Raw genomic sequence first — 26,348 nt, forward strand, 5'->3', positions numbered from 1 at the left:
TCATAAAGAAATGCTTCATATTCTTATTACGATCTTAGAGAAGGGGGGAGGAACATGGGACCGAATTATCCTGATGAACTGCTTCCATCTTCCGCTTCTACTGCCCCTGAAGCTTCTGCACCGCCTTCTTCCCGCTTCAGCTTCAAAAATATATTCATCGCACTGTTGTTGTCGCTTGTCTGCTTTCTTAGCTTCTGCTTTATTGCCTTGCATGGCTTCATCGCATGGGTGCTGTCGAATCCGACCGTCGCCCCGCTCTACTCCAATCCCAAGCTGGCCAAGAGTCTCGAATATGAAGATATTCTCTTCCCTGCCGCCGACGGCAGCCGGATGATGCAAGGCTGGTATATTCCCGCAGAGGATTCAGACAAGACAATCGTGTTCAGTCATGGCTATGGGGCCAATCGGGAGGAAACTTGGATTCCGATGTATGATCTGGCCCATTTTGCACACAACCTGGATTTTAATGTCGTGATGTTCGATTATGGCTTTGCGGCCCAGAATAGCAAGGAAGTAGCCACAGGGGGCAAAAAAGAGGCCCAGCAGCTGCTCGGTGCGATCCAATTCGCTAAACAGCGGGGAGGCCAGGAGATTATCGTATGGGGATTCTCTATGGGCGCCGGCACGGCTCTCCAGGCAGCGCTGAAGACCGACGAGATCGACGGAATGATTCTCGACAGTACCTTCCTGCTAGAACCGGATACTATGTACCATAATATCCGGCAGTATATTGGCCTGCCTCGCCATCCCTCCCTGGAGATCATCGGCATGCTGCTCCCCATTTTGAATGGCACCAGCCTGCGGCAGATTCCTTATCAGGAGGTTAAGACGACCGATTATCCGTTTCCGATCCAGTTCATCCATGGAACCCGCGATGAGAAGGCGCCCTACCCTATCGCAGAAAAGCTGGCTGCCAACCAGACTCATCCGGCCTCCGATGTATGGATTGTAGAGGGCTCTTATCATGAGCTTATTTATCGGGAGTATCCCAAGCAATATCTCCGTCTGGTCTCCACCTTCCTTAGCAAGATCGGACAATCGACTGCATCGGCAGCGAAATAGAAGCCGGATGCTTTGGCATGAAAATGTTTGGCATAGTCCAAGCCCCCTTGAAAATAAACTGGTCGTAGTGATCATTTATTCTCAAGGAGGTTTCATCTCATGCTAACCGTTTACGGGCCTTTTTTGCCTGTCCGGATTCTGGAGGAAATTCGTTTCTGGAAAGAGCAGGAGGCTGAGCATACCGAGGTTATACAGGCGATTATTCCAGGACTCGAGGAAGGCTTTGTCAAGCTGCTGAACGAGTGGAAGGACGTATTCACTTCAACGCAAGAAGCTGCCAACCAACTGCTTCAATACGGCATCACGTCTAAAGAAGCGGCCTGCGACCCTGAATTAGTCCGGGAAACCGAGAGGCTGCTGGACGCTTCCTTCCGGCAATCGGCCGAGTTCATCCGGCAGCTCTATTACATTCTCGATCAGAGCAAGGCCGCGAAATCCGTCCCCTTAGCCAAGACGGTTCTGCTCCACATTATTCGGGAATCGGAATATTTCCTCGGCGTGTTGGAGACGCTCAATCAACCGGGCCGAATTGCTGAAAGCCTGGCTAACGAGTCTCCCCTCTTCCGCGCAGATAAAGGCTCCGCTCCGCGTGAGCAAGACCGTCCCGTTCCGATCGGCGGGCATACGCTTCCCCCTCTTCCCTATGCCTATAATGCGCTTGAGCCGTATATTGATGAGGAGACGATGCGAATCCATCATGACAAGCATCATCAGACCTATGTCGACGATCTGAACAAGGCCGAGATCAAGCTACAAGAAGCGCGCAAATCCGGCAACTTCGATCTGGTAAAGCATTGGGAACGGGAGCTGGCCTTCAATGGGGCCGGACACTATTTGCATACGATTTTCTGGGACATTATGAATCCGCAAGGCGGCGGCAAGCCGGAAGGCGCGCTGCTGGAGCAGATCAAACGGGATTTCGGCAGCTACGATGCGTTCCATAAGCAATTTTCAAGTGCTGCGGAGAAGGTCGAGGGAGGCGGTTGGGCCGTGCTCGTCTGGAGTCCGCGAAGCCATCGGCTCGAAATCTTGACGGCCGAGAAGCATCAGAACCTGTCCCAATGGGACATCGTTCCTCTCCTTCCGCTGGATGTATGGGAGCACGCCTACTATTTGAAGCATCAGAACAAACGTAAGGACTACATCCAGGATTGGTGGAATGTCGTATACTGGCCAGCGGTTGCAGAACGCTTCGAACAAGCAAGAACATTAAAATGGCAGCCGTTTTGACGGCTGCCATTTTCTCGCTGGCGGTCTTTCAATACTACTTAAGTTCCATAGCTCTATTTACTCTTTGATCAGTGACAGAAACTCTGCTCTCGAAGCAGCATCGGTCCGGAAGGTTCCCCGTACCGCCGAGGTCACTGTCTTGCTGCCCGGCTTCTTGACGCCCCGGGAGCACATGCACAAATGCTCGCCCTCCACCACAACCATGACGCCTTTCGGCTTCAAGACCTCTTCCATAATGTCGGCAATTTGCGATGTAATACGCTCCTGAACCTGCAGACGGCGCGTGACCGCTTCTACCAGACGGGCAAGCTTACTCAAACCGGCAATTTGGCCGCTTGGAATATAGCCGATGTGAGCCTTGCCGAAGAAGGGAGCCATATGGTGCTCGCACTGGCTGTAATACACGATATCCTTAACGATCACCAGCTCTTCGTGGTTCTCTTCAAAGGTAACGCCGAGCACCTCGCGAGGGTCGACCTCATATCCGCCAAAAATCTCTTCATACATCCGGGTAACACGGGCCGGAGTCTCCAGCAGGCCTTCCCGCTCGACATCTTCACCGATCAGCTTAAGAATCTCCCGAACATGATGCTCAATCTTCTCCCGGTTATCCCCTACCTGGGTATTTATATAATCTTTAACTCCCGCCACTATAGTCACCTACTTTTTTCTGCGTTTTCCGGAAGCCTGCGGCTTCTGACCCTGCTGCTTCATCATTTGCTGGGCCCGCTGCATTTGCTTGCCGTTTAAATTGTACCCCATTTGTTGCGCCATCTTTTGCAGCGCTTGCGGATCACTCTGCATCTTGGTTAATTGCCGGCGCAGATAAAATACACCGATTGCGAAGCCAGCGATCAATCCGACCACAAGCGTAATAATAGGAATTGCAATTTCCATCCTTCAGCCACCTCGATTAAAAAATACACCCTGGCTCGGCATATTTAGCCTGCTAAGCCGGAGCACTCAACATATCATAGCATTCAAGCCAGACTCATTCAAGCGAGAACCGCATCAATAAATACCGTTGTCTCCGTGGCCAGATCCACTTCCTTCACCTCAAAATCCTCGCCGGCGCTGCGGATAATTCTTACGACTGGCCGTCCCGGCAAGCCTCGATGCTGCCGAACAACGACCCCGCTCTCCTTGGTAGATAAGCGCACAGAGGTACCTGTCGGATACACTGAGACGATCCGGTTAAATTCAATCAGTACATCCCGATCCAGCAGCAGCTCCGAGCTGGCCATCAGCTCTTCGCAGGCCTCATGAGGGAGCATCGCTTTCTTCGCTAATCCGCCTTCTCCGCTGATCAGATTATCGTACTGGTTGGCCACAGCGACAATCTTCGCATATAGATGAATCGATTCAGAGGTCAGTCCGCGAGGCAAGCCGGAGCCGTTAAGCCGTTCATGGTGCTGGAGTGCCGTATGGGCAACAAGCAGGCTGAATTCGCGCTTATGCTTGAGAAATTCAAAGCCCTTCCAGGTATGGTGAGATTTATTCACCACATCTTGGTCCGCATCCTCCGCAAGAGCGACACTTTTCCCGATATCATGCAGCAAGGCGCCCATCGTCAGCTCTTTTAACTGCCCATAGTTCAGGCCGAGATTATATCCGATCATGGAGGAGAGCAAGGCCACATTCACCGCATGCAAATAATGAGCGTTGTCCTTGGTACGGATTTCCGTTAACTGGAACAATAATTCCTTAGCGCTGAGCACATCTGTTAACAGCTGGTCCACGGAATTGCTAATTTTGCGCGTGCTCCATTCCTTCCCTGACCGCACTGCCTCCAGCGTTTCGCTCATATCGCGAAACACCGCCTTTTTCGTGGCTTCGCTTACCATGTCCTCGATCTCCACGTCTTCAAAAGCCGGGTCCTTCAAATAGATCATTGTGACTCCGATTCGCTTCAAGGTATTGATCATATACACCGTAAGCTGAACTCCCGCAGACAACAGCACAGTTCCATTACCGGAATAGACGGTTCTTCCTAGCAATTGACCGGGTTCAACATCCTCCATGCTCACGAATCTCATTCCGCTTCCTCCCCGATTGACGCTTTCTCCAGCTTCTCTCTTGCCTTCTTCAATCGCTCTATCACCTCCGGATCGGCCTCCCTCTCCTCGGCTTGAATAATGGCCTCCAGCGCCTCCGTTCCCCCGATGCGGCTTAACGCCCAGGCTGCCGTTCCTCTCAGAACAGGACGCGGATCATTGCGCAGCACTTCTGCAAGCTTCGGAATGGCCGTAGCATCCTTGAAGTTGCCCAGAGCGATGACCGCATTCCGTTGAATCGGCTTCTTTCCCCGCCAGGCTGCGGCACTGGAGCCAAAGCGCTCCTTGAACTCCCGGTTGCTGATATCCAGCAGCGGGAGCAGAAGCGGCTTCACCGTCTCCGGGTCTGGTTGCAGCTCCGGACGGTGATTCCATGATCTGCCCTTATTTTTCGGACAGACGACCTGGCAGGTATCGCATCCGTACAGCCTGTTGCCGATCTTGACCATGAACTCTTCCTCAAGGAAGCCCTTGGTCTGAGTCAGAAAGGAAATACAGCGCTGGGCATTCAGTTGTCCCGGTCCTACCAGCGCACCTGTCGGACAGGCGTCCAGACATTTAGTGCAATCCCCGCAATCCTCCGTCACCGGCTTGTCCGGCGCAAACGGAATATTGGTAATCATCTCCCCAAGATAGATCCATGACCCCCACTTCGGGGAGATGATGGCACAGTTTTTGCCTGAGAAGCCAATTCCCGCCCGCTCGGCTACCGCTCTATCGGACAGAACGCCGGTATCGACCATGCTCTCTATGCGCACATTCGGCACACGCTCCCGGATAAAGGCCTCCAGCTTTGCCATTGCCTCCCGCAGCACCGTATGATAATCCTGTCCCCATGCCGACCTGGCCAGGATGCCCCGGCGCATGCCAGGCTCGGACTTGGGCGGGTTCTCCATCTTGGCAGGATAAGCGACTGCAATCGAGATAATGGAAGCCGCCTGGTCCAGCGTCAGCTTCGGCTCTACCCGTTTCTCGATATCAGGCTCTTCAAATCCGGATTCATACCCTTTTTCCCTGCGGTCCAGCAGGATCGCCTTTAAGGATAAGAATGGATCCGCCGTCGTAAAGCCGATATCATCGATACCCAGAGAGAACGCAGCTTCCTTGATTTCAGACTTCAAAGCTTCCCAATGGGAAGGGCCCGAACTGGCCTCCAGTTGCTGTATCATGTTGTAAGACCGCTCCATTCCCATCCCCCTCCTCGACTACATGCTTCCCAGCCGCTTGATCGCTTCCCGGGCCAGATAGTCACAGTGATTGTTAAGCTCATTATCGCTATGGCCCTTCACCTTGACGTACTCCACCTGATGGATCCCCATTAACCTCCACAGCTCTTGCCATAATTCCTTATTCTCTACCGGCTGATTTTTACTGTTCTTCCATCCGTTCTTGAGCCATCCCCGGATCCAGCCTTGCTGGAAGCAATTCACAACATAGGCGGAGTCGCTATAGACCTTTGCCTGACAAGGCTCCTTAAGCTGGCTCAGCGCGGAGATCACCGCCTGAATCTCCATCCGATTATTGGTCGTATGCTTCTCTCCCCCGGATATCTCCTTGCGGTGACCGTTAAACAGAAGCACGGCTCCCCAGCCGCCTGGGCCGGGATTGCCTGAACAGGCCCCGTCCGTATAAATCATAACTTCCTTCACGCATATACCTCCAAGCCGTCGGCTTTCTTCCCGTCTTTATTTAAAATTTCACTCAATAATAGAAAAGCATATCCCGCACCCATTTGCAACGGTGTGAGATATGCTTAAAAATGTAAATATCATGCAGAGGCTGACATTCCCTCTAATCTATCTAGTTCCCGACAGCGTTAGCGGCGGCAATCGACAGCTTCTGGAAAGCCTCCAGAAACTTGCTTGCTCCATAACCCATCGCTTCATACAGCGGAGCAATCGCCTTGTTGTGCGGATCTCCGGCAATCATGATGCGGTGAATATTGCGTTGCTGAAAACGTTGCTCCATCGCTGACACCAGATTTTTGCCTACACCTTGACGACGATAGTCCGGATGAACAGCCGTCCGGTAGATGAAGCCGGTATTATTTTGATCGATGGTTCCGATCACGGTGCCGATAACCTTGTCTTCATCTTCAGCGATTACGATTAGCTCCGAATCCCAAGACAGTTGTCTTGCGAACGCCCGCTTCGTATCTTCGTAACACTCCTCCATCAAGGCTTCCTGCAACAGCTCCATCACCTGGTTCACATCACTTAATTGGAAGGAACGAATACGCATGAACTGATCCCCTTTTTCTCAATTGTATTAGAGCTATGTAAAAATGGTCCTCCAAATTTACATTGTTCAAAAAAAACAATTTGCACAAAAACACGAGAAAAAATGCTTACTTGTCCATTAAACCATAGAAATTCGCTAAAAACACGCATTTTATTCTGAAAACGCTTTATATTAAGCGGTTACATTTGGCGAATGTTCGTTTTTTATTCGAAATGTCGAATATTTTGTATAATTTTATGGGTTAATACCAATAATAGGATTGTTTAAGTTCCGTAAAAATAGACGGTATTTGTTTGTTAACCGAGGAACAGGGTAATGGAAAGTATAAAATCAATTCGACGAGGAGGATATCTATGGAGCAGAACAATCTCACCAACGATCCGCAGGAGCTGCTGAAGAGCAAGCAGGAAGCCGACAAGCAAAAGCAGCAGTTCTCCAGCTTTATCCGAAACATCAGTGAGCCATCGGGCACTGATACGGGCCAGGTCTCCCCGGACCAGCATCGGGAGCCTGACAAACAGAACACCTTGAAGGATACCGAAAACCGGATGCTCTGATCCATCTGCAACTCCGAACACATACAAAATCGCCCAGGTATTGACTGCATGTAAGCAGCAGATGCCCGGGCGATTTCTATAAAAAACGAACGTTTCCGCTTGCTTGCCTAAATGGAAGATTCCAAGGATGTCTGAGTAGCGTCCCATTCCGGAGCATGATGCTTCAGAATGCGCAGAAATACATTCGGGAATGCCAGCTGCCGCATATCCGCCGGAGTAATCCAGCGGTATTCTTCGCCGCCGCTGGACTCATATGCCGCGCCGGACTCGGCCACGGCGGCATACTCGAGCGCCGCCCCGGCAACGCCCGGCGGCAAGGCTGCAGCCGCTTCACGGAAGCGGTACACGCGGAGATTCCAATGGATGTGGCTGAAGGTATGCTCCGCATCCATCAGCACATCCACCGGCTCCGCGGCGATGCCCTCGGCGGCGAGCAGCGCCGAGAGCTGCTCCATGGCCTGCCCGTCATCAGGCAGGCCAACCCCGCCGCCGGCGGAAGGGGCGGCAAGGATGTGGGGAAGCTCCCACATCTTGGCCAGCAGCCCCTTGGCGGGACGCCGGCGGACAAGCAAGCGGCCGTCATGACCGCCGCAGCCCTCGACGAGGGCTGCGATCCGGTACTCCGGCCGCGGGGGCTTCGCCTTGCTCTTCACAGGCAGGCGATCCTCCACCCCATCCAGCCGTGCCAGGCACCGGCCCATGACCGGGCAGGTCAGACACTGCGGCGATTTCGGCGTGCAGACCAGCGCTCCGAGCTCCATTAACGCCTGGTTGAAGTCGGAAGCCCTGCCCTCCGGAATCAGCTCCGCTGCAAGTCCCTCCATCAGAGCGCGAGTCCCGCTCTTCATAATATCCTCTTCAATCCGGAAGAACCTCGATAGAACCCGCATCACATTTCCGTCGACCGCCGGCTCCGGCAGATTGTAAGCGATGCTGAGAATTGCCCCTGTCGTATAAGGCCCTACTCCCTTAAGCCCCGAGACGCTTGCCTTATCCGCGGGAACTACGCCGCCATACTGCTCAAGCACCTGCTTCGCAGCAGCCTGAAGATTGCGCGCGCGGGAATAATAGCCAAGCCCTTCCCAGCGCTTCAGCACCTCTTCCTCGGGAGCCTCGGCCAATGCCTGCAACGTAGGGAATTGCTCGATAAACCTATGGAAATACGGGATGACTGTATCTACCCTTGTCTGCTGAAGCATAATCTCCGATACCCAGATATAATAAGGATTCCGGTGTCTGCGCCAGGGCAAGTCCCGCTTTGCGGATTCATACCATTCCAATAATTCTCTGCTGAAAAATGCCTTGCTATACTCTATTTTGTCCTGCATTCCTGTCTCCTTTAAGCGGTAGTTCAAAAAGTCAGCTTTTGATCACGAAGTATTCCTAGTAGTTAATTCGACATCGAATCTCGCGTTCACCCTTGAAGTCCGGTACTCATGTAGGTTTTGCCTACATTCCGTTCCTCCTTCTTCAGGTTCCCGCAACCTTCTCGGTGCTGAAAAGCCGACTTCTTGAATCTTTATTTTTAGCGGTAATTCAAAAAGTCAGCTTTTGATCATAAGTTGAACTAATGAATTTTACGTTTCTTGGCAACGTGTGAAGTGTTCTTACGATCGCTGTTGTTCGCGGATTTCTTTAATTGGACTAAGTTCTCATAAGGGAGAATTCCGCTCACAAAGGCGAACGCTTCCGCTTTATGCTCCCGAAGCAGCTTTCTTACAGAAAGCTTGTAACACTTCACACTTATACCCTTTCTACGTAGCTTATTTAGTTCAACTTATATATATCGGATCTCCCTTGAAGTCCGAGCGGATGCTTACGAGGCATGCTTCCTTTGGAAGCATTTCGCTCATGTAGGTTTTGCCTACACTCCGTTCCTCCTTCTTCAGGTTCCCGCAACCTTCTCGGTGCTGAAAAGCCGACTTCTTGAATCTTTATTTATAGCGGTAATTCAAAAAGTCAGCATTTGATCATAAGTTGAACTAATGAATTTTACGTTTCTTAGCAACGTGTGAAGTGTTCTTACGATCGCTGTTGTTCGCGGATTTCTTTAATTGGACTAAGTTCTCATAAGGGAGAATTCCGCTCACAAAGGCGAACGCTTCCGCTTCTACAGAACACTTCACACTTATGCCCTCTCTACGTAGCTTATTTAGTTCAACTTATATATTCATCGGATCTCCCTTGAAGTCCGAGCGGATGCTTACGAGGCATGCTTCCTTTGGAAGCATTTCGCTCATGTAGGTTTTGCCTACACTCCGTTTTTCACTTCAATAACCGCAAACGCTGCGGCAAGCTTCCGCTCATGAGTGATGCTGATGTGGATACATGTCTGCTCACGCTGCATTCCCAGCCTGATCCAGGCTTCCTCCGAGAGGAAGGCCAGCGGCTTGCCATGTTCACCGGGCATAATCCGGATATCCTGAAAGGACAGAATCTTGCCGATTCCGCAGCCGAACGCCTTGCTTACCGCTTCTTTTGCAGCGAAGCGCCCTGCCAAAAATTCGGCCGGACGGCTGTTGCTGCCAGGGAGCTCCCGCTCCGCCAGAGTCAAGACCCGCTCCCTCAGCCTCTCGCCTGAACGGCCTTGAAGCATTCGATGCACCCGTTCGATCTCTACCATATCATTCCCGATCCCATAGATCACGCTGCCGTCTCCTTTCTCTCTTATGCCGACTAAAGGTTATGCCGCATATCATCCACTCATTATAGCATAGACCTTCCTAACCAAGCATAGCCGCTGGACAAGAAGAAGCCGAATGCTCCATTAGATCACAGAATTCGAAGCATGCACAAAAACAGCCCGCAAAGGCAAGGCTTCATCCTTGCGAGCGGACTGCTTGTATACACTATATTAATCCAAAATTACTCGTAACGGAGCGATTCTATCGGATGCAGCTTAGAGGCCTTATTGGCCGGATAAAGTCCGAAGAAAATTCCTACCGCTGCAGAGAATCCGAAGGCCAGCAAAATTGCCCAAACTGAGACGACGAACGGCCAGCCGGAAATCAATGCAAAGATGTAAGCAAACAGAAGACCAAACAAGGCTCCCACGGTCCCCCCAATGAACGAAAGAATGATTGCCTCGATCATGAATTGCAGCATAATCGTCCCCGGTGTCGCACCAATGGCTTTGCGGATCCCAATCTCTCGGGTACGTTCCGTTACCGAGACGAGCATGATGTTCATTACCCCTATCCCGCCAACCAGCAGGGATATTCCTGCAATAGCTCCAATAATCGTCTGCAAAATAGAGAAGGTGCTCGAAACCATCTGCTCCGCTTCCTTCGCCGTTTGCGACAGGAACACATCCGGGCTTACGTTTTTCTTGTCTGCCAGCCACTTCTTAAAGGAAGCAATCGTATCATCGATCTGATCCGGTGAGGTTACGACGATTTCCAGACTGCCAAATCTGGCATTCTCGGCTGAAGAATCCACAGAAGACAGCGCGGTAATCGGGGCATAGCTGCTGTATTGCTCCCCGCCCATTCCGCTAAGCATGCCTTCCTCAATCTTGAATACACCAATGATCCGAAAGGTATCGGTATTCAGCTGGAGCTTCCGGCCAATAGCCGCATTCGCCGATCCATAGGCCTTCTCCGCATACTTCGCATCGACGACCACCACCTTTTGCCGCCCGCGCTCCTCCTGCTGCGAGAAGAATCTTCCGGCAACAAGATCGATATTTTGCATTTTTGTAGTCTCCGAGGTGGTTCCCGTCACCATAAATTGCAGCGATTCCTTCTTCAGCTTCGTCTTCATCATGTAGTTATTAGAGGAAGTAACGTAGCGGATACCCGGTTGCTTGCGTATTTCATTGAATTCGCGCAAGCGGAAGCTGAGATCCTCCTGCTCACTCATAGTCATTACATTCGGATACAGCACGAAGTAGCCGTCCTTATAGTTTGACAGATTCGATATAATGGAGGATTGCCCGGCCTGACCAATCGATACTACTGTAACGACAGCCGCAACCCCGAACACGATGCCGATCATGGTCAGGAAGGAACGCAGCTTGTTCATGCGGAGATTATCCAGCGCGACCAGTATGCTTTCCCAAATACTCATGAGGGAACACTCCCCTTTCGGGTATCCTTCAAGAGCTTGCCGTCCCCGAACAACAAAATTCGATCCGCATGCTCGGCAATGTCCGGTTCATGGGTAACCAAGACGATGGTCGTTCCCTCCTGATGAATCTCCTTGAACAGCGCCATAATATCATGTGATGATTTACTGTCCAGGTTCCCGGTTGGCTCGTCCGCGAGCAGGATCGGAGCCCCCATCGTCAAGGCTCTTGCGATGGCAACCCGCTGCTTCTGCCCTCCGGACAGCTCAGTCGGCCGGTGCTTCACACGACCCTCTAATCCCACCTTCTCCAACAAATGCAGAGCCCGCTCCTGCCGGTGATCTCTTGGCATGCCCGCATACATCATGGGCAGTGTGACATTTTGCAGCACCGTCTGTCTGCCCAGCAGATTGAAGCTTTGAAAGACAAATCCGATTTTGCGGTTCCGCACCTTGGACAGCTCATCCTCATTCAAGGTCTGGACCTCTTGGCCATCCAGCACATACGTACCGGAGGTAGGGATATCCAGACAACCGATAATATTCATGAGCGTCGATTTTCCTGAGCCCGAGGTTCCCATAATCGCCACGAACTCTCCCTCATTAATCTGCAGGTTGATCCGACTCAATGCCTCTACTTCAAGCGGGCCATTTTTGTATACCTTGGTTATATCGCTCAGTGTAATCATTGGAGCTTCACCTTATCCCCGTCACGGAGCCCCTCCGTTCCTTCAATAATGATCTTCTCCCCTTTGCTTACGCCGGATACGATCTCAACCTGCTCTTCGCCTTCCTTGCCAACCTGAACGGGCACCTTGACGGCCTTCATCGGCTGTCCTTCCTCCACCTTAAAAATATAGGTCTCTTCCCCCTCGTATTGAATTGCTTGGATTGGAACCAGCAATCGAGGCTTATCCGGTATTTCGAGCGTTAGTGAAGCATTATATCCTGACTTCAGTTCGGGAGAGATCTCGTCCAGTCTAACCAGCATCTCAACCGAAGGATCCTTGGAGGTCGCTTCGGCCAGCTGTGCCACAGGGGCAAGATAGGTGACTTGTCCATTGAATTCGCCCGCGAACGATTCACTGGTCACGACCGCCTTCATTCCCGCTTGAACCTTCCCGGCATCCAGCTCATTCAGATTGGAGCGAACCTGATATGCGGAGAAATCCGCAATCGATACAATCAGGTTGCCCTGAGCGATCATTTGCCCTTTTTGGACTGCAAGCTCAGTGACAACTCCTCCCTTCTCCGCCTTGATCGAGCTGGAAGCAAGCTGGCGTTTAAGAGACTCGATGTTTAATTCGCTGCTCTTGATTCGCAGATCATAGGAGGTCAAGTCCAGCTCCTCCGGCTCTGTGTCAGCATCTAGACTCCTTGCCTGCTTGAAGCTTTCAAAATGCTGTTTCTTAGCCTGCAGCCGCTCTGCCTCTACCATTTGCAGATTTAAAAGCTCTTTATCCAGCTGCTCCTGAACGGATTCCATATTCAGCGTCAATAGCTCCTGCCCCTCGGTGATCGTATCTCCGAGCTTAACGGCCACTGCCTCTACAACTCCGCTGACCGGCGCATACAGCTGTGCAGTATCTACCGGCTCAAGCTTTCCGTTGGCAAAGACCTCCTCAGTAATGACACCTTCAGTCACCTCAATACTTTGTACCAAAGCAGCCTTATTCACATTCAACAGATTTACTCCCACAAGCACTAGAATAACCAATCCCAGCGCTGCGCTGATCAATATTTTTTTCTTCCCCACTTCAAATCACCCTATCCCATTCATTCTAATGACTTATACTAACAGCAAGCTTCCCAGCGAAATAATGAGCCATACTCCAATAATCCAGATACCGACCGTTTTGCGGGGCCGATTCATCATGACGGAGGAACCGATCACATAAAGCGCTAATCCCCACAGCGAAAATGGATTAACGATCGACAACAGATGGTACAGCATGCTCTCTTTATCCGCTACTAGCGCGCCGAGACTGAGCGAAATTTCAGTTATCGAGGTCGCGCCTGTTGTGTAAACCAGGACTGCTGTGATCAACCCCCCGATTGTGCTTGGAAGCATAGCAAATGTAACCATGGTGACGAGCTGCATATACTTGGCTTCCCCACGAACGATCAGATTTAAGAGAAGGTATACAAGGCCGCTTAAAAAGACCATGAAAGCAATGGTCAACGGTGCCATAACCCACCCCATCACTTTTGTACTTTGCACAATCATATCAGTATCTACTGCGCTATAATTGGGTTGTGCTTTCAGGGTGTCAAGTGTCGTCTGTATAGTAGCAGGCATCTGCAACTGTACAGAGATGAGTGAAATGATAACAAGAAGGAGAAATGGAAACAACCATGCCAGCTTGCTCTCCTTCACCCGCTTGAAGGTTTCCGCCGGGGAACTGAAAATGGTAAATAAACTACTAAAATGACTCAAAAAAACGCCTCCCGTCTTCTGTGTGTTGACTTGCTTTTTCTCCCATCTTAATATAATCCAAGCGATACTGTATGTAATTCTTGTTGCTGCTACTTCTTCATACGTACAACCTATGTATAAAGATTCAGTTTATGAGGCTTTTCAATCATAACCACCCGCCCAACGGGTGGTTCAGCCTGTAGACAAAGTTCCTAAAGGAGCAGGAAATAAGGCGAATTCCTAAAGTTTTGATAAACACAAGTCCTATTTTGTATGAGGACAAGACAGACGCAGTAGTAACAAGTTGATTTTTCGCTTTCTATGAAATGATTTTGGCCTGAACGCCTTGGTTAATCGGAATTGTAGCTTACACTTCCTTACTTGCTTTTTAAATATTCACATATTGCGGCAATGGTAAGATCCTTTTCCTCAATATTGTTTGTGATATCATCGATCAAGTCCGTTGCCAAATTAAATTTTTGATTGAATTTTTGATTGTCTGCTAAGAATATTCTGGCTCTAGGACGCGGAGTCATACCTTGAGGTCCGGCCCCTGTGACATAATTGATAATGACAATTACATCTTTGATATTATCGTTGTTCACATCATAAAAACCTACAGCCGCCACACTATCAAAAATCCCCGCATAATTTTCCGTACTGTTATTTTCATAGTAGTAAGGAAATGAATAGATAACCATATCCTCTTTTGCTAAGAAAAATGAAACATCTTCAAAATCAATACTGTGATCTGGTTCATATGAAATAAACTTTACGTTTCCCCAATCACCCAGTTCTACATTAAATGATTGATCTTGTATAATCCGTTTTTCTTCAAGAGAAACATTCAGAGCAGTCCCGTTAAGGTCAGAAACAGAAGAAGCTATCCCTTCTGTTATGGCTTCATCATTGGCTGCCGAAGAGTTTTTTCCTTTGTTACCATTTACCTTTGCAGAACATGCGCATAGTCCTAAAACCGATAATAATACCATTAACGTCAAAAATCCTTTTTTTATCATATCTGTCACCTTCAGAATCTGCTTTTATCGCAAATTTTTTTAAACGATTGTCGTGTGGAGAAAAGCTCCATACGCCATTTCAATAAAACGAGTATAGCACATTGTGCTGACCTTCCATCAATATCTGTTAAGACGCTTACTGAACCATTTATAGCTATTATCTCGGGAGTTTTTAGGAAGGGCATGGCTATCCCCTCTTTTATTCATTAATTCTTCTGGTGAGTACTCGACTCCATTAGAATCAATAAATACTCCACTTCGGTACACAATATAATCGCCACATGATTCTAAACAATTGTAATATTTTTGGAATTTTAGCTAGACCTTTATGATAATCTTTTCAGAAGAAGCTTTGATTTATTGAACGTTGCAGTAGTTGAAATCTAAATGCAAGGAAGAACGCGAATCCTTTTCATTTAGAGCCGGATATTTTATCATGTGGTCTGGGTGGCATAAGCTAACCTAGGGTCGAGCTTCCGGCGCAGCCGGAAGGTTACCATCCGGACGCGGCTAAACAGTTAACCAAATAAAGGAACCAGCCGGATACCTCCGGCTGGTTCCTTTATTCATCTACATTAAATTCCAGGAATCCCACTGCGCTTATGCTCCGTCTTCAAATAAAAGGACTCCAACCGTTCCCGCACCGCCGGATCGATCTCCTTTCCTTCCAGGTAGTCGCTGTTAGCTTCATAGCTAATGCCCAGCTCTTGCTCATCAGTCTGTCCTTCCCATAGACCCGCCGAAGGCGCCTTCGCAATAATTGAATCAGGCACTCCAAGGTATGAAGCAAGCTGGCGGACCTGCCGTTTATTCAAGGAAGAAAGCGGCGTAATATCAACGGCTCCATCTCCCCATTTGGTATAGAAGCCTGTAATTGCTTCGGAGGCATGATCTGTTCCGACGACCAGCAAATTCAGTTCAAAGGACAAGGCATACTGCATCACCATCCGGGTGCGCGCCTTAATATTCCCCTTCCCCTGATGGCTCATATGCCTGGATCGGCCAATGGACCGGAAGCCATGCTCCACCTCAAGGGCTATTTCGTCTACCGCGTCTTCGATATTCGTCTCCACTGTGCGGGTCAAGCCGAAGGTGCGGGCAACCTCATAGCTGTGCTCAATATCGGACTGCTCGCCATAGGGCTGAAATACGCCCAGGGTCATATACTCTCTTCCGGTCTCCCCGCTGAGCTCATCGGTTGCGCGTTTGCATAACGCTGTCGCCACCGCGCTGTCGATCCCCCCGCTGATGGCAATCAAAAGACCGCTCGCCTTGGAGCTCAGCATATACTCCTTCAAAAATTGCACTCGCTTTGTCACTTCCTCTGCCGGATCAATCACCGGCTTTACCCCGAGGCGTTCAATTATTTCATGCTGCAGACTCATTCTCCCATCCCTCTCTGATTATCGATATGACGCATGATGTAATATGTAAAAACGTCCTGTTCAATCCGCAGTTGAGCGCGAATCGTCCAGGACGTTATCATAACGAAGCTTATCTGCAAAACCGGTCGAAGGCGCCTTTCAGATCCTCAGCGATCTCTGCTGCCGAACGATCCTCAATTTGATGTCGTTCGATAAAATGAACCAGCTCCCCATCCTTCATCAAAGCGATGGAAGGCGAAGAAGGCGGGTAAGGGGCAAAGTACTCCCTCGCCTTGGCGGTAGCTTCCTTATCTTGGCCTGCAAAGACCGTAAACAGATGATCCGGGGTCAGATCATGCTGCAGAGCCTGGGCAACACCCGGACGGCACTGGCCTGCTGCGCATCCGCAGACGGAATTCACCACAACAAGCGTTGTTCCTTTTGCCTCAGTAAAAACTTCTTCTACTGCATCAGGTGTCCGCAGCTCCTGAACGCCAATCGAAGTCAACTCATCCCGCATGGGTTGAACCATATCCTTCATATATTGGTCAAATGACATAGACATGACTGTATCACTCCTTAAGACTGTAAGCTTATATTCCAATTATACAGTCCCAAAACAGGAAATCAACTTAACATGCAATGATATATTTAACATCACATCCAACTTTCCACGTTTTCCGGACACGGGAAGAACACTGTAAACATCGTGCCTTTGCCTTCTTCGGATTGCACGCTGATTTTTCCGCTGTGCCTCTCCACAATACTCAGGCATAATGCAAGACCCAGGCCGGTTCCTTGGGATTTCGTTGTAAAAAAAGGTTCAAAGAGCCTTTCCCGCTCTGCAGCAGGAATACCGGGGCCCTGATCCTTCACGGAAAGCTCCACGCCGTCCACCCGTTTACGGGTCTCGATCGTCAGTTCTCCCTTCTCTCCCATGGCCTCCATTCCATTCCGCCCCAGGTTCAAAATCAACTGCTTGATTTCCTTCTGATTAAGCAGCAAATTAGGCAGCTCATCATCCAGTCTGACCTCAATGCTCTGGCCGCGAAGATTGGCATCCGCCCACAGCAGCGGAGTCAGCTCACGGATAATATCATGGAGACTGCACAGCTCCATACGAACAGACCGATTCTGGGCCAGCGACAAGAAGTCATTAATAATGCTGTTCGCACGATCCAGCTCTTCCATCACGATCCGGTAATAGTTGTCCAGCGTTGGCGGACTCTTCTCTTGCATTAATTGAAGGAAGCCACGGACGACGGCCATCGGATTGCGAATCTCGTGGGTAATTCCCGCTGCCATCTGACCTACCAGACTGAGCCGTTCCACATGGTTTAGTTCTTTTCGAAACGTTTCGAGTTCGGTAATATCCTGAATAATCACTACGGCCCCGATCGTCTCGTCGGTATGCCCTTTTTTGATAGGTGAAGTACTGGTAAAATAAGCTTTATCACCGCTTTGCAGCAGCTCACGGGTCTTAATATGCTCCTCGAGTGATTGACCCGCGCGCTCGATCAGCACCTCGAATCCAAGATCCGCCATAACCGGGGCAAGACGGCTGCGAATCAGCTCCTCCTTTCGGGCCTGAGGCTTGAACTTTCGAAACAGCTGAATAAATGTCTCGTTGATCGTCATGATATCGCCCTGCCGATCAAGCAAAATAATACTCAATGGTGCCGCATCCATCATCTGCTGCAGCTTCTCCGCCTCGCGAAAATAGTTTCGGGAAAGCTGCATCACCTGCATTCTTAGCTTTTCCTTCTCATATGTATGCTCGATCATGCAAACGAACAAGGTACTAATAAATATGGTAAAGATTATGTTCAATACAGCTATTGCAAGCAGAGACAGACCTGTCTCCTTCTTAGCAGTTCCCATCAGATAAGGAGAAGATATAATCATCAGTTCCCCGATCAGGAAGAACAACGACAGAATCGCAACCTTGCCCTTCCGGTCGCTCCTATAGAACGATTTTGAAAAGAATAATACTAATGGATACAACAGCAATCCTGTATCCAGGATAAAGCCCGAAAAAGTAGGGTTTACTGCAAGTACCGGATATAATAGTAGATGAAGCGAAGCCAGAAATACCCCTTCAGCCATTCGGCTGTAGAGCATGAGTGCAAAGAGCGGCAAGATGGCAAAATCCAGATGAAGCGTCCCCCAAAGCCGAGGGGAGAAGAGTGAGCAAAGGATCATGCTAAGCGCGCAAGTTAGTGTAAAGCCCAATGTAATTCTATAAATAGAATCCGCGCTGGCAGCTTCATCATTGAAAGACCGTCGCAGCCGCATGGTGTTGGTAAGCGGAAACAGAAACGCCGGAAGACTCGCGATCAGAAATTGCAACAGGAACTCTTTAACTTCCCCCACATTCTCCCTCCTTTGGTGGAAGAATCATTCTAATTTCGATTAAATCACAGGCGACAATCTTTTACAACACATCCTAATACGTTAAAAAATAGAATGTTTGCTATGACGGATAGTACAAATCAAAGAATAAGGAGCTCATATGAAATCATACGACGTGTTAATTATTGGAGGCGGTCCCTCCGGACTCATGGCATCCATTGCTGCAGCCCGGCAAGGCGCAAGGACAGCGCTGCTCGATAAAGGGGACAAGCTCGGACGAAAGCTGGGCATATCCGGGGGCGGCCGCTGCAACGTAACGAACATCAAGGAGATCGATGAACTGATCACCTTCATACCTGGCGGAGGTAGGTTCCTGTTCAGTGCCTTTGCAACCTTCAGCAACCGCGATATTATTGCATTTTTCGAGGATTTGGGAATCGCTTTAAAAGAAGAGGATAACGGTAGAATGTTTCCGGTATCAGACAAGGCCAAGACGGTGGTCGATGCACTCGTTGGAAAAGCCCGCTCACTGGGCGTAGAACTGCTGACGCATCATCAGGTTCAGGAGCTTGTCTTTGGAGCGGAGAGTGTAAAGGGGGTTAAGCTTACGAACGGCGAGAACATTGGAGCGAAAGCAATCGTTGTAGCGACGGGCGGCAAATCAGTGCCCCATACCGGCTCTACCGGGGACGGATACCCCTGGGCGGAAGCCGCCGGCCATACCATCACCGAGCTGTATCCTACCGAGGTTCCAATTACATCCAAGGAGAGGTTTATCGTAAACCGGGACTTGCAAGGGTTATCTCTGCGGAACGTCAGACTATCGGTGCTCGACCCCAAGGGAAAGACGATTGTGGCCCATCAAGGGGATATGATCTTCACTCACTTTGGGCTTTCCGGCCCCATCGCGCTGCGCTGCAGCGGATTTCTGCGCGGCGTTAAAAAGAAGCACGGCGTCAGCACAGTCACCTTATCTCTGCATCTCTTCCCGGAGCAGTCTAAGGCGGAGCTTGAGCATACTTTACGAGCCAAGCTTGCCGCCGAACCAAAAAAGACGCTCCGAAATGTCCTGAAAGGAACCATTCCCGAGCGTCTGCTCCCGCTGCTGCTTGAACGGGCGGAATTACCGGAGGATGTAACTTATGAACATCTTCCAAAGGACAAATGGCTTCGATTGATTGAAATCATCTCCGATTTTCGGATTCAGGCTTCAGGCACCCGCCCTTTCGAAGAAGCCTTCGTCACCGGAGGGGGCGTGCATCTGAAGGAAATTCAGCCGAAGACGATGGAATCCAAGCTGATGCCAGGCTTATATTTCTGCGGCGAAGTGCTTGACATCCATGGCTATACTGGCGGCTATAATATCACCGCTGCGTTCGCAACCGGATATACGGCTGGCTTGAACGCCGGGATAACCGCAACCGCGCTGGGCACGGATTGATATAGGATTTGGCGGTCAAACGGAGTTTGCACAAAAAAGGATACGAATTAGAGCGTATCCTTTTTTTATGTCGATAAATACGATGCGATATTTATCGCAGCCGTCAAAGAACACCTCTGCCTTATGTAAATTACAGCTTTAACCACAAAGCGGGACGGATACCGCCTGTACACTTTCCATCGCTGAGGTTGCCCTTCAATATATTATTGCCTTGAATACCGATATTGCCGTCACCATGGATGTACACGGCTTTTACATTAACGCGGCCGGGCGAACGAAGCCACCACCACCAAATCCATTCATTAACCTGAAGCCTTGCTATTCGCTTACTGTTGTGTTCATCTTTTCGTTCAAACCAATATCTTTGATTTTTCCCCGGATTGTACAGTTTTGAACGGCTATCACCGAAATATGTGAGTTGCGTTGAATTTTTCATAAAATTCACCATTAAGATATTTTCTTAACGCGCATTCGGCCCATGTTATCTCTTTATAAGCATCATGGTAAGCACGTTGATCTATAATATCTTCGGTAATAATCAATGCCGTATTGTTTTGCATGTCAAGCACACGCCAATTGTAACCTCCGAATGATAAGGATGAGCCGATTTTAATATCTTCCATCTTATTCTCAACCCTTCTCCTTAATCGGAAACAATAAATCAAGCTGTAAATCTTCCATTTTTCCGCCTTTTTGTACAAAATTATAGAAATTCAACGTCTCTTCAAATCCTTGTCCGGCAACCGTTTCCGGCGATATCCAGCGTGGGGAGCCCCAGTCGTTATCATATTTATCGCTTGCGTTAACCCATTCTCTTAATAGACGCCAATCCTCGAAATCCCATGCCCTCAACACATGTGCGGCATATAACCCTCCGTCAAAGGTTCTTTTTACTAAAGGCGCGGGTATCTCCAGGTCGCCGGGAATGGATACCCACATCTCATATACATGAGAAGGTTCTCCGAGCACTGCTGCCCCCTTTGAGCAGTCAAAGCCAAAACTCCGGGCATCCGGTTTGATTTTCAGCAATCCGCTTTCTTGTACAAATTTCGTTATCATGTCACCCGCTTTACCTTCACAGCCTTCTCCTGATGCGTAAGCGGCAGCGACGGTCATCGGCGGAAGGTAAACAATCCGTACATCTTTATCCTCAAGTTTACTAAGCTTCTCACTTGCTTCGTTAAGTTGCTCCATTGACTTTTCCTCCTTGAAATTAATCTTGGAGACAGTCAATGAATCTACGATTTCCAATAGGCCCTCATCATCCGGCAGTGCGAATATCGCGCTTCCAAGATTCAGGTGTTCGATAAAGGCTTTAATAACGCTGCGGATAGTGGAGAGCGCGGTAATTTCATCCTCTATTTCGATAAGGTTACGCTCAAAGGCTTCAATTGCAATACGCGCATCCGCACTTTGCAGAATCTCGGCAATCTGTTTAAGCGGGATCCTCAGTTTGCGTAGAATAATGATCTGACGCAAACGCGTGATGGTTTCGATATCATATACGCGATAAGCAAAATCTTCCTTTTTTATAGGTGTTATCAACCCTATTTGTTCATAATATCTAAGAGTCCGGGTTGAAATTGAAAAATATTTGGATACTTGACTGATGGTTTGCAGCTCCATAACTGTCCCCCCTTTCAAGATAAGAATGCAGGTTGACGCGACGTTAAAGTCAATAGGAATTTTTTTGCCGCTAACAGTTCGTGCTTAAAGACACGGAATATTAGGACCTCGGCTTGCTCATGCGGCGAAAACCGGTTGAGAAAAGGACCGGGGCCATGCTTCCTGCGGCCAAGGACACAGCATACCCTGCTGCCATCCCGGGCAGAATTCCCCACCAGGCATGGGTGATGGAGAAGAAAAAGAAACAAGTCATCAGCATAAGGGCCGGAAAGAGCAGCAGCTTCATCGTTCTCGCAGAGGAAGCGGCCTCCGCCTCCCTTGCCCCGCACAGCATCCCCATAAGCGAGCTGCGGAAGAAGAACTTCCTTGACTCGTTCACTCCATGCGACAGCAGCAGCACCAGGCCCAGATACACGATCAGATTAACCGGAAATGGCGGGATAATTACAGCCAAACAGCCCAGCAAAGTAAATCCGGCATAGGTTTGTAACTCCTGGCCCCGAAAGAACGATTTAACCGTCAGCTCCGCCGCACGGTCACCCGGCAGCGAAGAACGCAGCAGTCTTCGACTGCCGCGGAACAGCCATGGCCGGGACCGCTCCGGCTTCGGGGGCGGTACAGATTGTGACAGCAGCAGCGCCGTCAACCGGGTTCGCCCGCGAAGCTCCTCACGCAGCTCGGACTCCAGCCTGCCCTGCAGACGAAGACGAAGGCTGATCAGAACGGCGGAAAGTCCAAGGCATCCCATAGGGATCAGCCAGGCCAGGCCTTGCTGCCAGTCCGTCAGATAATACCATGCCAGGAACGCAGCGGTCACCGTCGTTCCCGATAAGGAAAGCCAGATCCACCGCTTCCAGCGCGCATGGTTCACCCGAATGAGATGATCCAGCAGATTAGCTGCAGTCTGGAAGGCGCATAATCCCGCCAGCATCTGCAGCAGCTCTCCCCATTCCATGGAAAAGCCTCGTACCAAAATGGGTGCCAGCAACAAGATGATCAAGGTTAATCTCACATAGGCCGTCAAGCTCCCCATAATGACTGCCCTTATTATCAGACCGCGCATCCAGCGCCGTTCCTGCCTTAGGAACAAGCTGTCGGCAGGCTCTATGAACAGGATGAGTCCTTTCGAATAATGCAGCAAAAGGAGCAGCAGACCCGGCACTGCCGCCGCAGGCAATTGAAGGATCCATTCCGGCAAGGCTTCCCGCCATAGGCCGATATAAGCCCTTCCGAGCAGGAGAACTGCGGGAACTCCGATATACAGAAATACAACCGCATCTATGGCAGCATGCAATACGGATGCCTGCTGCCTGACATGATCGAGCCATCTTCTCCAGAACAATCGTCGAACCGTCACGGCAGAAGTCAATCTGTTCATGTCAGTCTGTTGAAACACTCGAACAGCGTGCCTCCCGGCATTCCCGCCTTCAAAGCGAGCTCCTTCATCGTCCCTGATGCCGCGAGCGAGCCTTCCGAGATCATCAGAAAGTCGCTGCAGATTCGCTCTGCCGTATCCAGAACATGCGTGCATAATAGAATACCGGCTCCGCGCTCACGCTCCTCCTCCAGCAATTCCAGGAAATCATGCGTAGCCCGCGGGTCCAGGCCGACGAAGGGCTCATCCACGATATACACATCAGGCTTGCGCAGAAACCCGATCATCAGCATCATCTTCTGCTTCATTCCTTTGGAGAACCCCCCGGGCAGCAAGTCCCGCGCATCGCTCATTCGAAATTTCTCCAGCAGGCGGTTCCCGGCGGACTCCAGCTCCCTCTCATCCATTTCATATACCGCAGCTGCGAGAGACAAATGCTCCCAAAGGGTCAAAGTATCATAGTACACCGGCTGTTCCGGGATATAAGCATAGGTTCCGCTGCGTCCGTTTCTTTCCGAAAAAGCGATGCTCCCCTTTACTTCGGGCAGCAATCCCAAGACCGCCTTGATCGTCGTACTCTTGCCGGCTCCGTTGGGACCGATCAGCCCGGTTAGGCCGCCGGATCTGATCTGGAATAAGATCTGCTCGACCTTTGGATTTCCGGGCTCATAGCCCGCTTCTTCGATCGCTACATCCAGTAAAACGTCTTGCATCCAACCAACTCCATCGCTTGCTTTTATAAAAGAATATCAATTCATAGCAGCGGATGTAAAGCTGTCTTCCTGCAGACCCGCCGTTTGAAGCGCTGCCTGGTCACGCTCTATAATCGGCTTTCTGAATAGAAGCAGGGCCAGACCAAGCAAGGTCATCAAGCCGCCCGACAAAATATAGGCGGGCTCCGGACCAAACATGGTAACCAGATATCCCCCGCATAGAGGACCAATGACGGCAGCTGCCGAGGTCACGCTGGACACAGTGCCAAAGACCCGGCCTGTCATGGCCTCCGGGGTCCGCTGCTGCAACGTAACCTGGAACGGAATGAATGTCAAACCGGCTCCGAGACCTGCCAGCAGAAACATCGTCAGCATAAGGCCGGTTCCGATTGTTCCCAGCGCTCCTTGCAAGGTTAAAAGGCCCGCTCCGGCAAACATAAGACCGACCAGCATGCCGCCGAAGCTCATCTTGGTCAATGGCGACCATTTACTTAGAATACGGTTTATAGCTACGGCCAGAAATGTGCCAACCCCGCTGCCGGTGATACACCAGCCCAGCAGATCCTCAGAAATACCCGGAATACCGCGGAACAGAACCACGATTTGGGAATCAGCGATTTGCAGAACGAGCATAGACGCGGCCAAAGTCAGTAGTCCAAAAAAAATCAGCGGGATACCCGCAATAATCTTCAGGCCGGCTGAGACCTCTCTCCTGAATCCTCCTCTTTGCGGGCCTTCAGCTTCTTTAGCCAAGCCCCCAGTTCCCTGTTCTTGCTCTTGTACGGATGCTGGTGTCAACTTGCTCTTCGTCGGCACCCCAATTAGCGCAATTGCCGAGATCAGAAATGCAACCGAGTTGATGATAAAGCTGGATGAAAGACCAAAGGCGGAAGATAGCATTCCCCCCAGTGCCGGACCGACAATTTTGCTCCCCTGCTCGATAATTGCACTGTAGGATACAGCTTGATCTAACTGATGATGGGGAACAATCTCCTTAATCTTTCCGTTCTTGGCCGGAGAGAATATTACATCAAATGAGCTCTTCACAATAAGCAGCAGATATACCTGCCATAGCTCCGTAACAAAGACCAGTCCTAGAATCAGTATCATCCTCGCAAGGTCGGAAATAATCATAAGTCGTTTGCGTTCCACCCGATCCGCAAGCAGCCCGGCGAGCGGCCCGCCCAGCAGAGTCGGCAGCAGCATACACAGCGTCGTTAATGTAATCTGCCAAGGCGTAGCGTTCCATCTCAATCCGATCAAGGTCAGCAAGGCCAGAAAATACAGCCAATCCCCCAAATTGGATACCAGCTGTGAGGTAAGCAGCATGACATAGGGACGATTCTTCAGCAGCCCCTCGCCCGATTTCATCTCATTCTTCATCTTCTTTTCCACCCGTCATATCGATTTATACTTCATAACTCAGTTATATAAAATCTTTAGCGGCTTGTTATCCGGCGGCCGCAGGATTTGCTTCGGTTCCGGGGCATGATGATGAACTCGGTCTCCAGAATGAGAAAATGTTCAAAAAAATACATATCTAAAAAAATTAAATCTGCAAATTGTGATAAATTATATTTTTTCCATATTGGCACATGTACTAAGATGATCATGAAACTAACTACTTAAATAGATCTAGAATATAGAATAAGGCGGGATGAGTATGCTGAAATTGGAAGAACGCGGAACGGATTTGTCATTGCACCTATATCGGGTATTTTCCAAGTCCTTCAAAAGCGTTAACGAACACGCGGTCACTGGCAGTAAAATTCAAGGCTTCAACCCTACGGCTTTTGCCGTTATGGAAGTACTTTATTACAAAGGTGCGCAGCCCATTCAACAAATTGGCGCCAAACTGCTGCTGCAAAGCGGAAATGTTACTTACGTCATCGACAAGCTGGAAGCTGCCGGATATTTGCGCCGGACCCCAAGCCCACGCGACCGCCGTGTGATTTATGCGGATTTGACGCCTCAAGGCAGAGAATTAATGGACCAGCTGTATCCGGAATTTTCAGATCGGATTGATTACGCGCTAAGCGGATTAACCGAGGAGGAAAAGCAGATCATGATCGAGCTGCTGAAGAAGATGGGCCGTGAGGCCGAGAAGCTGGCTCCCCAATCGAGGAAATAAGCATTTGAATTATTGCGTGCTTCCACAAGAGTACACTTCGAACAATCTAGTAAAGAATATGTAAAAAAGCCTAGGAGCTAAGCGCTGGTACTCGCTGAACTCTTCGGCTTTTTTGTTGGATCCGGATCCGGCCATTACCTCGCGTTTGCTCCAGCTTGTTAGCGCCTTTTCTCCTGATTCGTCGCATGAGCACCTACTCCGGCAATTTTGATGACTTTCTGCACTATAATCGCCGCATGAGCGCCCACTCCAGCACCCACTCCGGAAATTTTTAATGACTTTCTGCACTATAATCGTCGCACCAGCACCCACTCCAGCAATTTTAATGACTTTCTGCACTATAATCGTCGCACCAGCATTCACTCCAGCAATTTTAATGACTTTCTGCACTATAATCGTCGTGCCAGCACCCACTCCGGAAATTTTAATGACTTTCTGCACTATAATCGTCGCATGAGCACCCACTCCAGCAATTTTAATGACTTTCTGCACTATAATCGTCGCATGAGCACCCACTCCAGCAATTTTAATGACTTTCTGCACTATAATCGTCGCATGAGCACCCACTCCAGCAATTTTAATGACTTTCTGGACCTCTGTCAAGATAGTGGACACATATTAAGTGAAAGGTTATGCTTCCCTTTTCTTTGTTTTCTTCTCAAAGCTTGCAGCAAATCGAACCGGTGACAAATAGCCGATTGC

General features: G+C 49.8%; 27 protein-coding genes and 1 pseudogene. 5 read left to right on the forward strand and 23 right to left on the reverse strand.

Translation table 11 applies throughout. The features are described 5' to 3' along the window. The first annotated feature begins 54 nt into the window (after nt 1-54). Entirely contained in the window at nt 55-1,062 is a 1,008-nt protein-coding gene (locus KI362_RS20395) for an alpha/beta hydrolase (RefSeq protein ID WP_301629977.1), read from the forward strand. 99 nt (nt 1,063-1,161) lie between these two features. Continuing rightward, a complete protein-coding gene (locus KI362_RS20400; protein WP_301629979.1) occupies nt 1,162-2,292 on the forward strand; it encodes a Fe-Mn family superoxide dismutase in 1,131 nt (376 codons plus the stop codon). A 57-nt stretch (nt 2,293-2,349) separates the two neighbouring features. Here the strand turns inward: KI362_RS20400 and folE are convergent, their stop codons facing one another. The 6 genes and pseudogenes from folE to KI362_RS20430 form a co-directional block, all read right to left on the reverse strand. Beyond that, complete coding sequence (folE, locus tag KI362_RS20405; RefSeq protein WP_212940077.1) at nt 2,350-2,943, reverse strand: GTP cyclohydrolase I FolE; 594 nt, start codon at nt 2,941-2,943, stop codon at nt 2,350-2,352. 9 nt (nt 2,944-2,952) lie between these two features. Then, on the reverse strand, nt 2,953-3,189 hold the full coding sequence (locus KI362_RS20410) for a YneF family protein (RefSeq protein ID WP_044480186.1): 237 nt from the start codon (nt 3,187-3,189) through the stop codon (nt 2,953-2,955). Between the two features lie 98 nt (nt 3,190-3,287). After that, nucleotides 3,288-4,328 carry an HD-GYP domain-containing protein gene (locus KI362_RS20415; protein ID WP_301629981.1) on the reverse strand — a complete coding sequence of 347 codons (1,041 nt, stop codon included), beginning with the start codon at nt 4,326-4,328 and terminating at the stop codon, nt 3,288-3,290. A 29-nt stretch (nt 4,329-4,357) separates the two neighbouring features. Next, nucleotides 4,358-5,515: pseudogene (queG, locus tag KI362_RS20420) on the reverse strand (tRNA epoxyqueuosine(34) reductase QueG); the annotation flags it as partial. A gap of 36 nt (nt 5,516-5,551) precedes the next feature. Next, nucleotides 5,552-5,995, reverse strand: coding sequence for a ribonuclease HI (gene rnhA, locus KI362_RS20425; protein ID WP_044480188.1), 444 nt, complete (start codon nt 5,993-5,995; stop codon nt 5,552-5,554). Between the two features lie 151 nt (nt 5,996-6,146). After that, nucleotides 6,147-6,587, reverse strand: coding sequence for a GNAT family N-acetyltransferase (locus KI362_RS20430; protein ID WP_212940081.1), 441 nt, complete (start codon nt 6,585-6,587; stop codon nt 6,147-6,149). 353 nt (nt 6,588-6,940) lie between these two features. Between KI362_RS20430 and KI362_RS20435 the strand changes: the two genes are divergently transcribed. Further along, nucleotides 6,941-7,144 (forward strand): hypothetical protein, encoded by a 204-nt coding sequence (locus tag KI362_RS20435; RefSeq protein WP_049894968.1) that lies wholly within the window; start codon nt 6,941-6,943, stop codon nt 7,142-7,144. A gap of 107 nt (nt 7,145-7,251) precedes the next feature. On the opposite strand, the gene mutY is transcribed toward KI362_RS20435, so the two are convergent. From mutY to KI362_RS20485, 10 genes are all read right to left on the reverse strand, one after another. Continuing rightward, nucleotides 7,252-8,472, reverse strand: a complete 1,221-nt coding sequence (gene mutY / locus KI362_RS20440; protein WP_301629987.1) for an A/G-specific adenine glycosylase — start codon at nt 8,470-8,472, stop codon at nt 7,252-7,254. Between the two features lie 923 nt (nt 8,473-9,395). After that, nucleotides 9,396-9,791, reverse strand: a complete 396-nt coding sequence (gene acpS / locus KI362_RS20445) for a holo-ACP synthase (RefSeq protein ID WP_301629989.1) — start codon at nt 9,789-9,791, stop codon at nt 9,396-9,398. A gap of 218 nt (nt 9,792-10,009) precedes the next feature. Continuing rightward, nucleotides 10,010-11,212, reverse strand: coding sequence for an ABC transporter permease (locus KI362_RS20450; protein WP_301629991.1), 1,203 nt, complete (start codon nt 11,210-11,212; stop codon nt 10,010-10,012). After that, complete coding sequence (locus tag KI362_RS20455; RefSeq protein WP_301629993.1) at nt 11,209-11,898, reverse strand: ABC transporter ATP-binding protein; 690 nt, start codon at nt 11,896-11,898, stop codon at nt 11,209-11,211. The genes KI362_RS20450 and KI362_RS20455 overlap by 4 nt, the downstream gene beginning before the upstream one ends. Beyond that, nucleotides 11,895-12,965: an efflux RND transporter periplasmic adaptor subunit gene (locus KI362_RS20460; RefSeq protein ID WP_301629995.1), complete on the reverse strand. Its 1,071-nt coding sequence runs from the start codon at nt 12,963-12,965 to the stop codon at nt 11,895-11,897. The genes KI362_RS20455 and KI362_RS20460 overlap by 4 nt, the downstream gene beginning before the upstream one ends. A gap of 33 nt (nt 12,966-12,998) precedes the next feature. Then, nucleotides 12,999-13,646 (reverse strand): YIP1 family protein, encoded by a 648-nt coding sequence (locus KI362_RS20465; RefSeq protein ID WP_301629997.1) that lies wholly within the window; start codon nt 13,644-13,646, stop codon nt 12,999-13,001. Between the two features lie 356 nt (nt 13,647-14,002). Continuing rightward, the gene (locus KI362_RS20470; protein WP_301629999.1) at nt 14,003-14,644 is read right to left on the reverse strand and encodes a hypothetical protein; all 642 of its coding nucleotides are present in this window, start codon (nt 14,642-14,644) and stop codon (nt 14,003-14,005) included. Nucleotides 14,645-15,219: 575 nt separating this feature from the next. Next, nucleotides 15,220-16,029 carry an ammonia-dependent NAD(+) synthetase gene (gene nadE, locus KI362_RS20475; RefSeq protein ID WP_301630001.1) on the reverse strand — a complete coding sequence of 270 codons (810 nt, stop codon included), beginning with the start codon at nt 16,027-16,029 and terminating at the stop codon, nt 15,220-15,222. A gap of 109 nt (nt 16,030-16,138) precedes the next feature. Continuing rightward, the gene (locus KI362_RS20480) at nt 16,139-16,573 is read right to left on the reverse strand and encodes a BrxA/BrxB family bacilliredoxin (protein ID WP_301630003.1); all 435 of its coding nucleotides are present in this window, start codon (nt 16,571-16,573) and stop codon (nt 16,139-16,141) included. Between the two features lie 92 nt (nt 16,574-16,665). Continuing rightward, nucleotides 16,666-18,381 (reverse strand): two-component system sensor histidine kinase NtrB, encoded by a 1,716-nt coding sequence (locus KI362_RS20485; RefSeq protein WP_301630005.1) that lies wholly within the window; start codon nt 18,379-18,381, stop codon nt 16,666-16,668. 139 nt (nt 18,382-18,520) lie between these two features. Here KI362_RS20485 and KI362_RS20490 point away from each other — a divergent pair, with 139 nt between their 5' ends. Next, nucleotides 18,521-19,801, forward strand: coding sequence for a BaiN/RdsA family NAD(P)/FAD-dependent oxidoreductase (locus KI362_RS20490; RefSeq protein WP_301630007.1), 1,281 nt, complete (start codon nt 18,521-18,523; stop codon nt 19,799-19,801). A gap of 130 nt (nt 19,802-19,931) precedes the next feature. On the opposite strand, the gene KI362_RS20495 is transcribed toward KI362_RS20490, so the two are convergent. The 6 genes from KI362_RS20495 to KI362_RS20520 all read right to left on the reverse strand — a co-directional run bounded on the left by KI362_RS20495 (nt 19,932) and on the right by KI362_RS20520 (nt 24,898). Continuing rightward, nucleotides 19,932-20,237 carry a DUF6273 domain-containing protein gene (locus KI362_RS20495; RefSeq protein WP_301630009.1) on the reverse strand — a complete coding sequence of 102 codons (306 nt, stop codon included), beginning with the start codon at nt 20,235-20,237 and terminating at the stop codon, nt 19,932-19,934. Further along, nucleotides 20,203-20,424, reverse strand: coding sequence for a DUF6273 domain-containing protein (locus KI362_RS20500; RefSeq protein WP_301630011.1), 222 nt, complete (start codon nt 20,422-20,424; stop codon nt 20,203-20,205). The genes KI362_RS20495 and KI362_RS20500 overlap by 35 nt, the downstream gene beginning before the upstream one ends. Before the next feature lie 7 nt (nt 20,425-20,431). Continuing rightward, the gene (locus KI362_RS20505) at nt 20,432-21,427 is read right to left on the reverse strand and encodes a MerR family transcriptional regulator (protein WP_301630013.1); all 996 of its coding nucleotides are present in this window, start codon (nt 21,425-21,427) and stop codon (nt 20,432-20,434) included. 100 nt (nt 21,428-21,527) lie between these two features. Beyond that, nucleotides 21,528-22,805, reverse strand: coding sequence for an ABC transporter permease (locus KI362_RS20510; protein WP_301630015.1), 1,278 nt, complete (start codon nt 22,803-22,805; stop codon nt 21,528-21,530). Further along, nucleotides 22,802-23,515 (reverse strand): ABC transporter ATP-binding protein, encoded by a 714-nt coding sequence (locus KI362_RS20515; RefSeq protein WP_301630016.1) that lies wholly within the window; start codon nt 23,513-23,515, stop codon nt 22,802-22,804. Before KI362_RS20515 ends, KI362_RS20510 begins: the two co-directional genes overlap by 4 nt. Nucleotides 23,516-23,551: 36 nt before the next feature. Continuing rightward, nucleotides 23,552-24,898 (reverse strand): MFS transporter, encoded by a 1,347-nt coding sequence (locus KI362_RS20520; protein WP_301630018.1) that lies wholly within the window; start codon nt 24,896-24,898, stop codon nt 23,552-23,554. Nucleotides 24,899-25,178: 280 nt separating this feature from the next. On the opposite strand from KI362_RS20520, the gene KI362_RS20525 reads away from it, so the two are divergent. After that, nucleotides 25,179-25,646: a MarR family winged helix-turn-helix transcriptional regulator gene (locus KI362_RS20525; protein WP_301630020.1), complete on the forward strand. Its 468-nt coding sequence runs from the start codon at nt 25,179-25,181 to the stop codon at nt 25,644-25,646. Nucleotides 25,647-25,655: 9 nt separating this feature from the next. On the opposite strand, the gene KI362_RS20530 is transcribed toward KI362_RS20525, so the two are convergent. After that, complete coding sequence (locus tag KI362_RS20530) at nt 25,656-26,249, reverse strand: hypothetical protein (protein ID WP_301630022.1); 594 nt, start codon at nt 26,247-26,249, stop codon at nt 25,656-25,658. Nucleotides 26,250-26,348: the final 99 nt, after the last annotated feature.

The sequence above is a fragment of the Paenibacillus apis genome (genome assembly GCF_018333295.1).
GTDB lineage: Bacteria > Bacillota > Bacilli > Paenibacillales > Paenibacillaceae > Fontibacillus > Fontibacillus antibioticophila.

Excerpts from the sequence above, each read along its gene's own strand:
- KI362_RS20435 (WP_049894968.1), top strand. The coding sequence starts at position 6,941 with ATGGAGCAGAACAATCTCACCAACGATCCGCAGGAGCTGCTGAAGAGC.
- KI362_RS20395 (WP_301629977.1), top strand. The coding sequence starts at position 55 with ATGGGACCGAATTATCCTGATGAACTGCTTCCATCTTCCGCTTCTACT.
- KI362_RS20500 (WP_301630011.1), bottom strand. The coding sequence starts at position 20,424 with ATGGAAGATATTAAAATCGGCTCATCCTTATCATTCGGAGGTTACAAT.
- KI362_RS20520 (WP_301630018.1), bottom strand. The coding sequence starts at position 24,898 with ATGAAGAATGAGATGAAATCGGGCGAGGGGCTGCTGAAGAATCGTCCC.
- KI362_RS20495 (WP_301630009.1), bottom strand. The coding sequence starts at position 20,237 with ATGAAAAATTCAACGCAACTCACATATTTCGGTGATAGCCGTTCAAAA.
- KI362_RS20490 (WP_301630007.1), top strand. The coding sequence starts at position 18,521 with ATGAAATCATACGACGTGTTAATTATTGGAGGCGGTCCCTCCGGACTC.
- KI362_RS20415 (WP_301629981.1), bottom strand. The coding sequence starts at position 4,328 with ATGAGATTCGTGAGCATGGAGGATGTTGAACCCGGTCAATTGCTAGGA.
- KI362_RS20505 (WP_301630013.1), bottom strand. The coding sequence starts at position 21,427 with ATGGAGCTGCAAACCATCAGTCAAGTATCCAAATATTTTTCAATTTCA.
- KI362_RS20455 (WP_301629993.1), bottom strand. The coding sequence starts at position 11,898 with ATGATTACACTGAGCGATATAACCAAGGTATACAAAAATGGCCCGCTT.
- KI362_RS20480 (WP_301630003.1), bottom strand. The coding sequence starts at position 16,573 with ATGTCTATGTCATTTGACCAATATATGAAGGATATGGTTCAACCCATG.
- KI362_RS20515 (WP_301630016.1), bottom strand. The coding sequence starts at position 23,515 with ATGCAAGACGTTTTACTGGATGTAGCGATCGAAGAAGCGGGCTATGAG.
- nadE (WP_301630001.1), bottom strand. The coding sequence starts at position 16,029 with ATGAGTCTGCAGCATGAAATAATTGAACGCCTCGGGGTAAAGCCGGTG.
- KI362_RS20400 (WP_301629979.1), top strand. The coding sequence starts at position 1,162 with ATGCTAACCGTTTACGGGCCTTTTTTGCCTGTCCGGATTCTGGAGGAA.
- KI362_RS20470 (WP_301629999.1), bottom strand. The coding sequence starts at position 14,644 with ATGATAAAAAAAGGATTTTTGACGTTAATGGTATTATTATCGGTTTTA.
- KI362_RS20430 (WP_212940081.1), bottom strand. The coding sequence starts at position 6,587 with ATGCGTATTCGTTCCTTCCAATTAAGTGATGTGAACCAGGTGATGGAG.
- KI362_RS20450 (WP_301629991.1), bottom strand. The coding sequence starts at position 11,212 with ATGAGTATTTGGGAAAGCATACTGGTCGCGCTGGATAATCTCCGCATG.
- KI362_RS20510 (WP_301630015.1), bottom strand. The coding sequence starts at position 22,805 with ATGAACAGATTGACTTCTGCCGTGACGGTTCGACGATTGTTCTGGAGA.
- mutY (WP_301629987.1), bottom strand. The coding sequence starts at position 8,472 with ATGCAGGACAAAATAGAGTATAGCAAGGCATTTTTCAGCAGAGAATTA.
- KI362_RS20525 (WP_301630020.1), top strand. The coding sequence starts at position 25,179 with ATGCTGAAATTGGAAGAACGCGGAACGGATTTGTCATTGCACCTATAT.
- KI362_RS20410 (WP_044480186.1), bottom strand. The coding sequence starts at position 3,189 with ATGGAAATTGCAATTCCTATTATTACGCTTGTGGTCGGATTGATCGCT.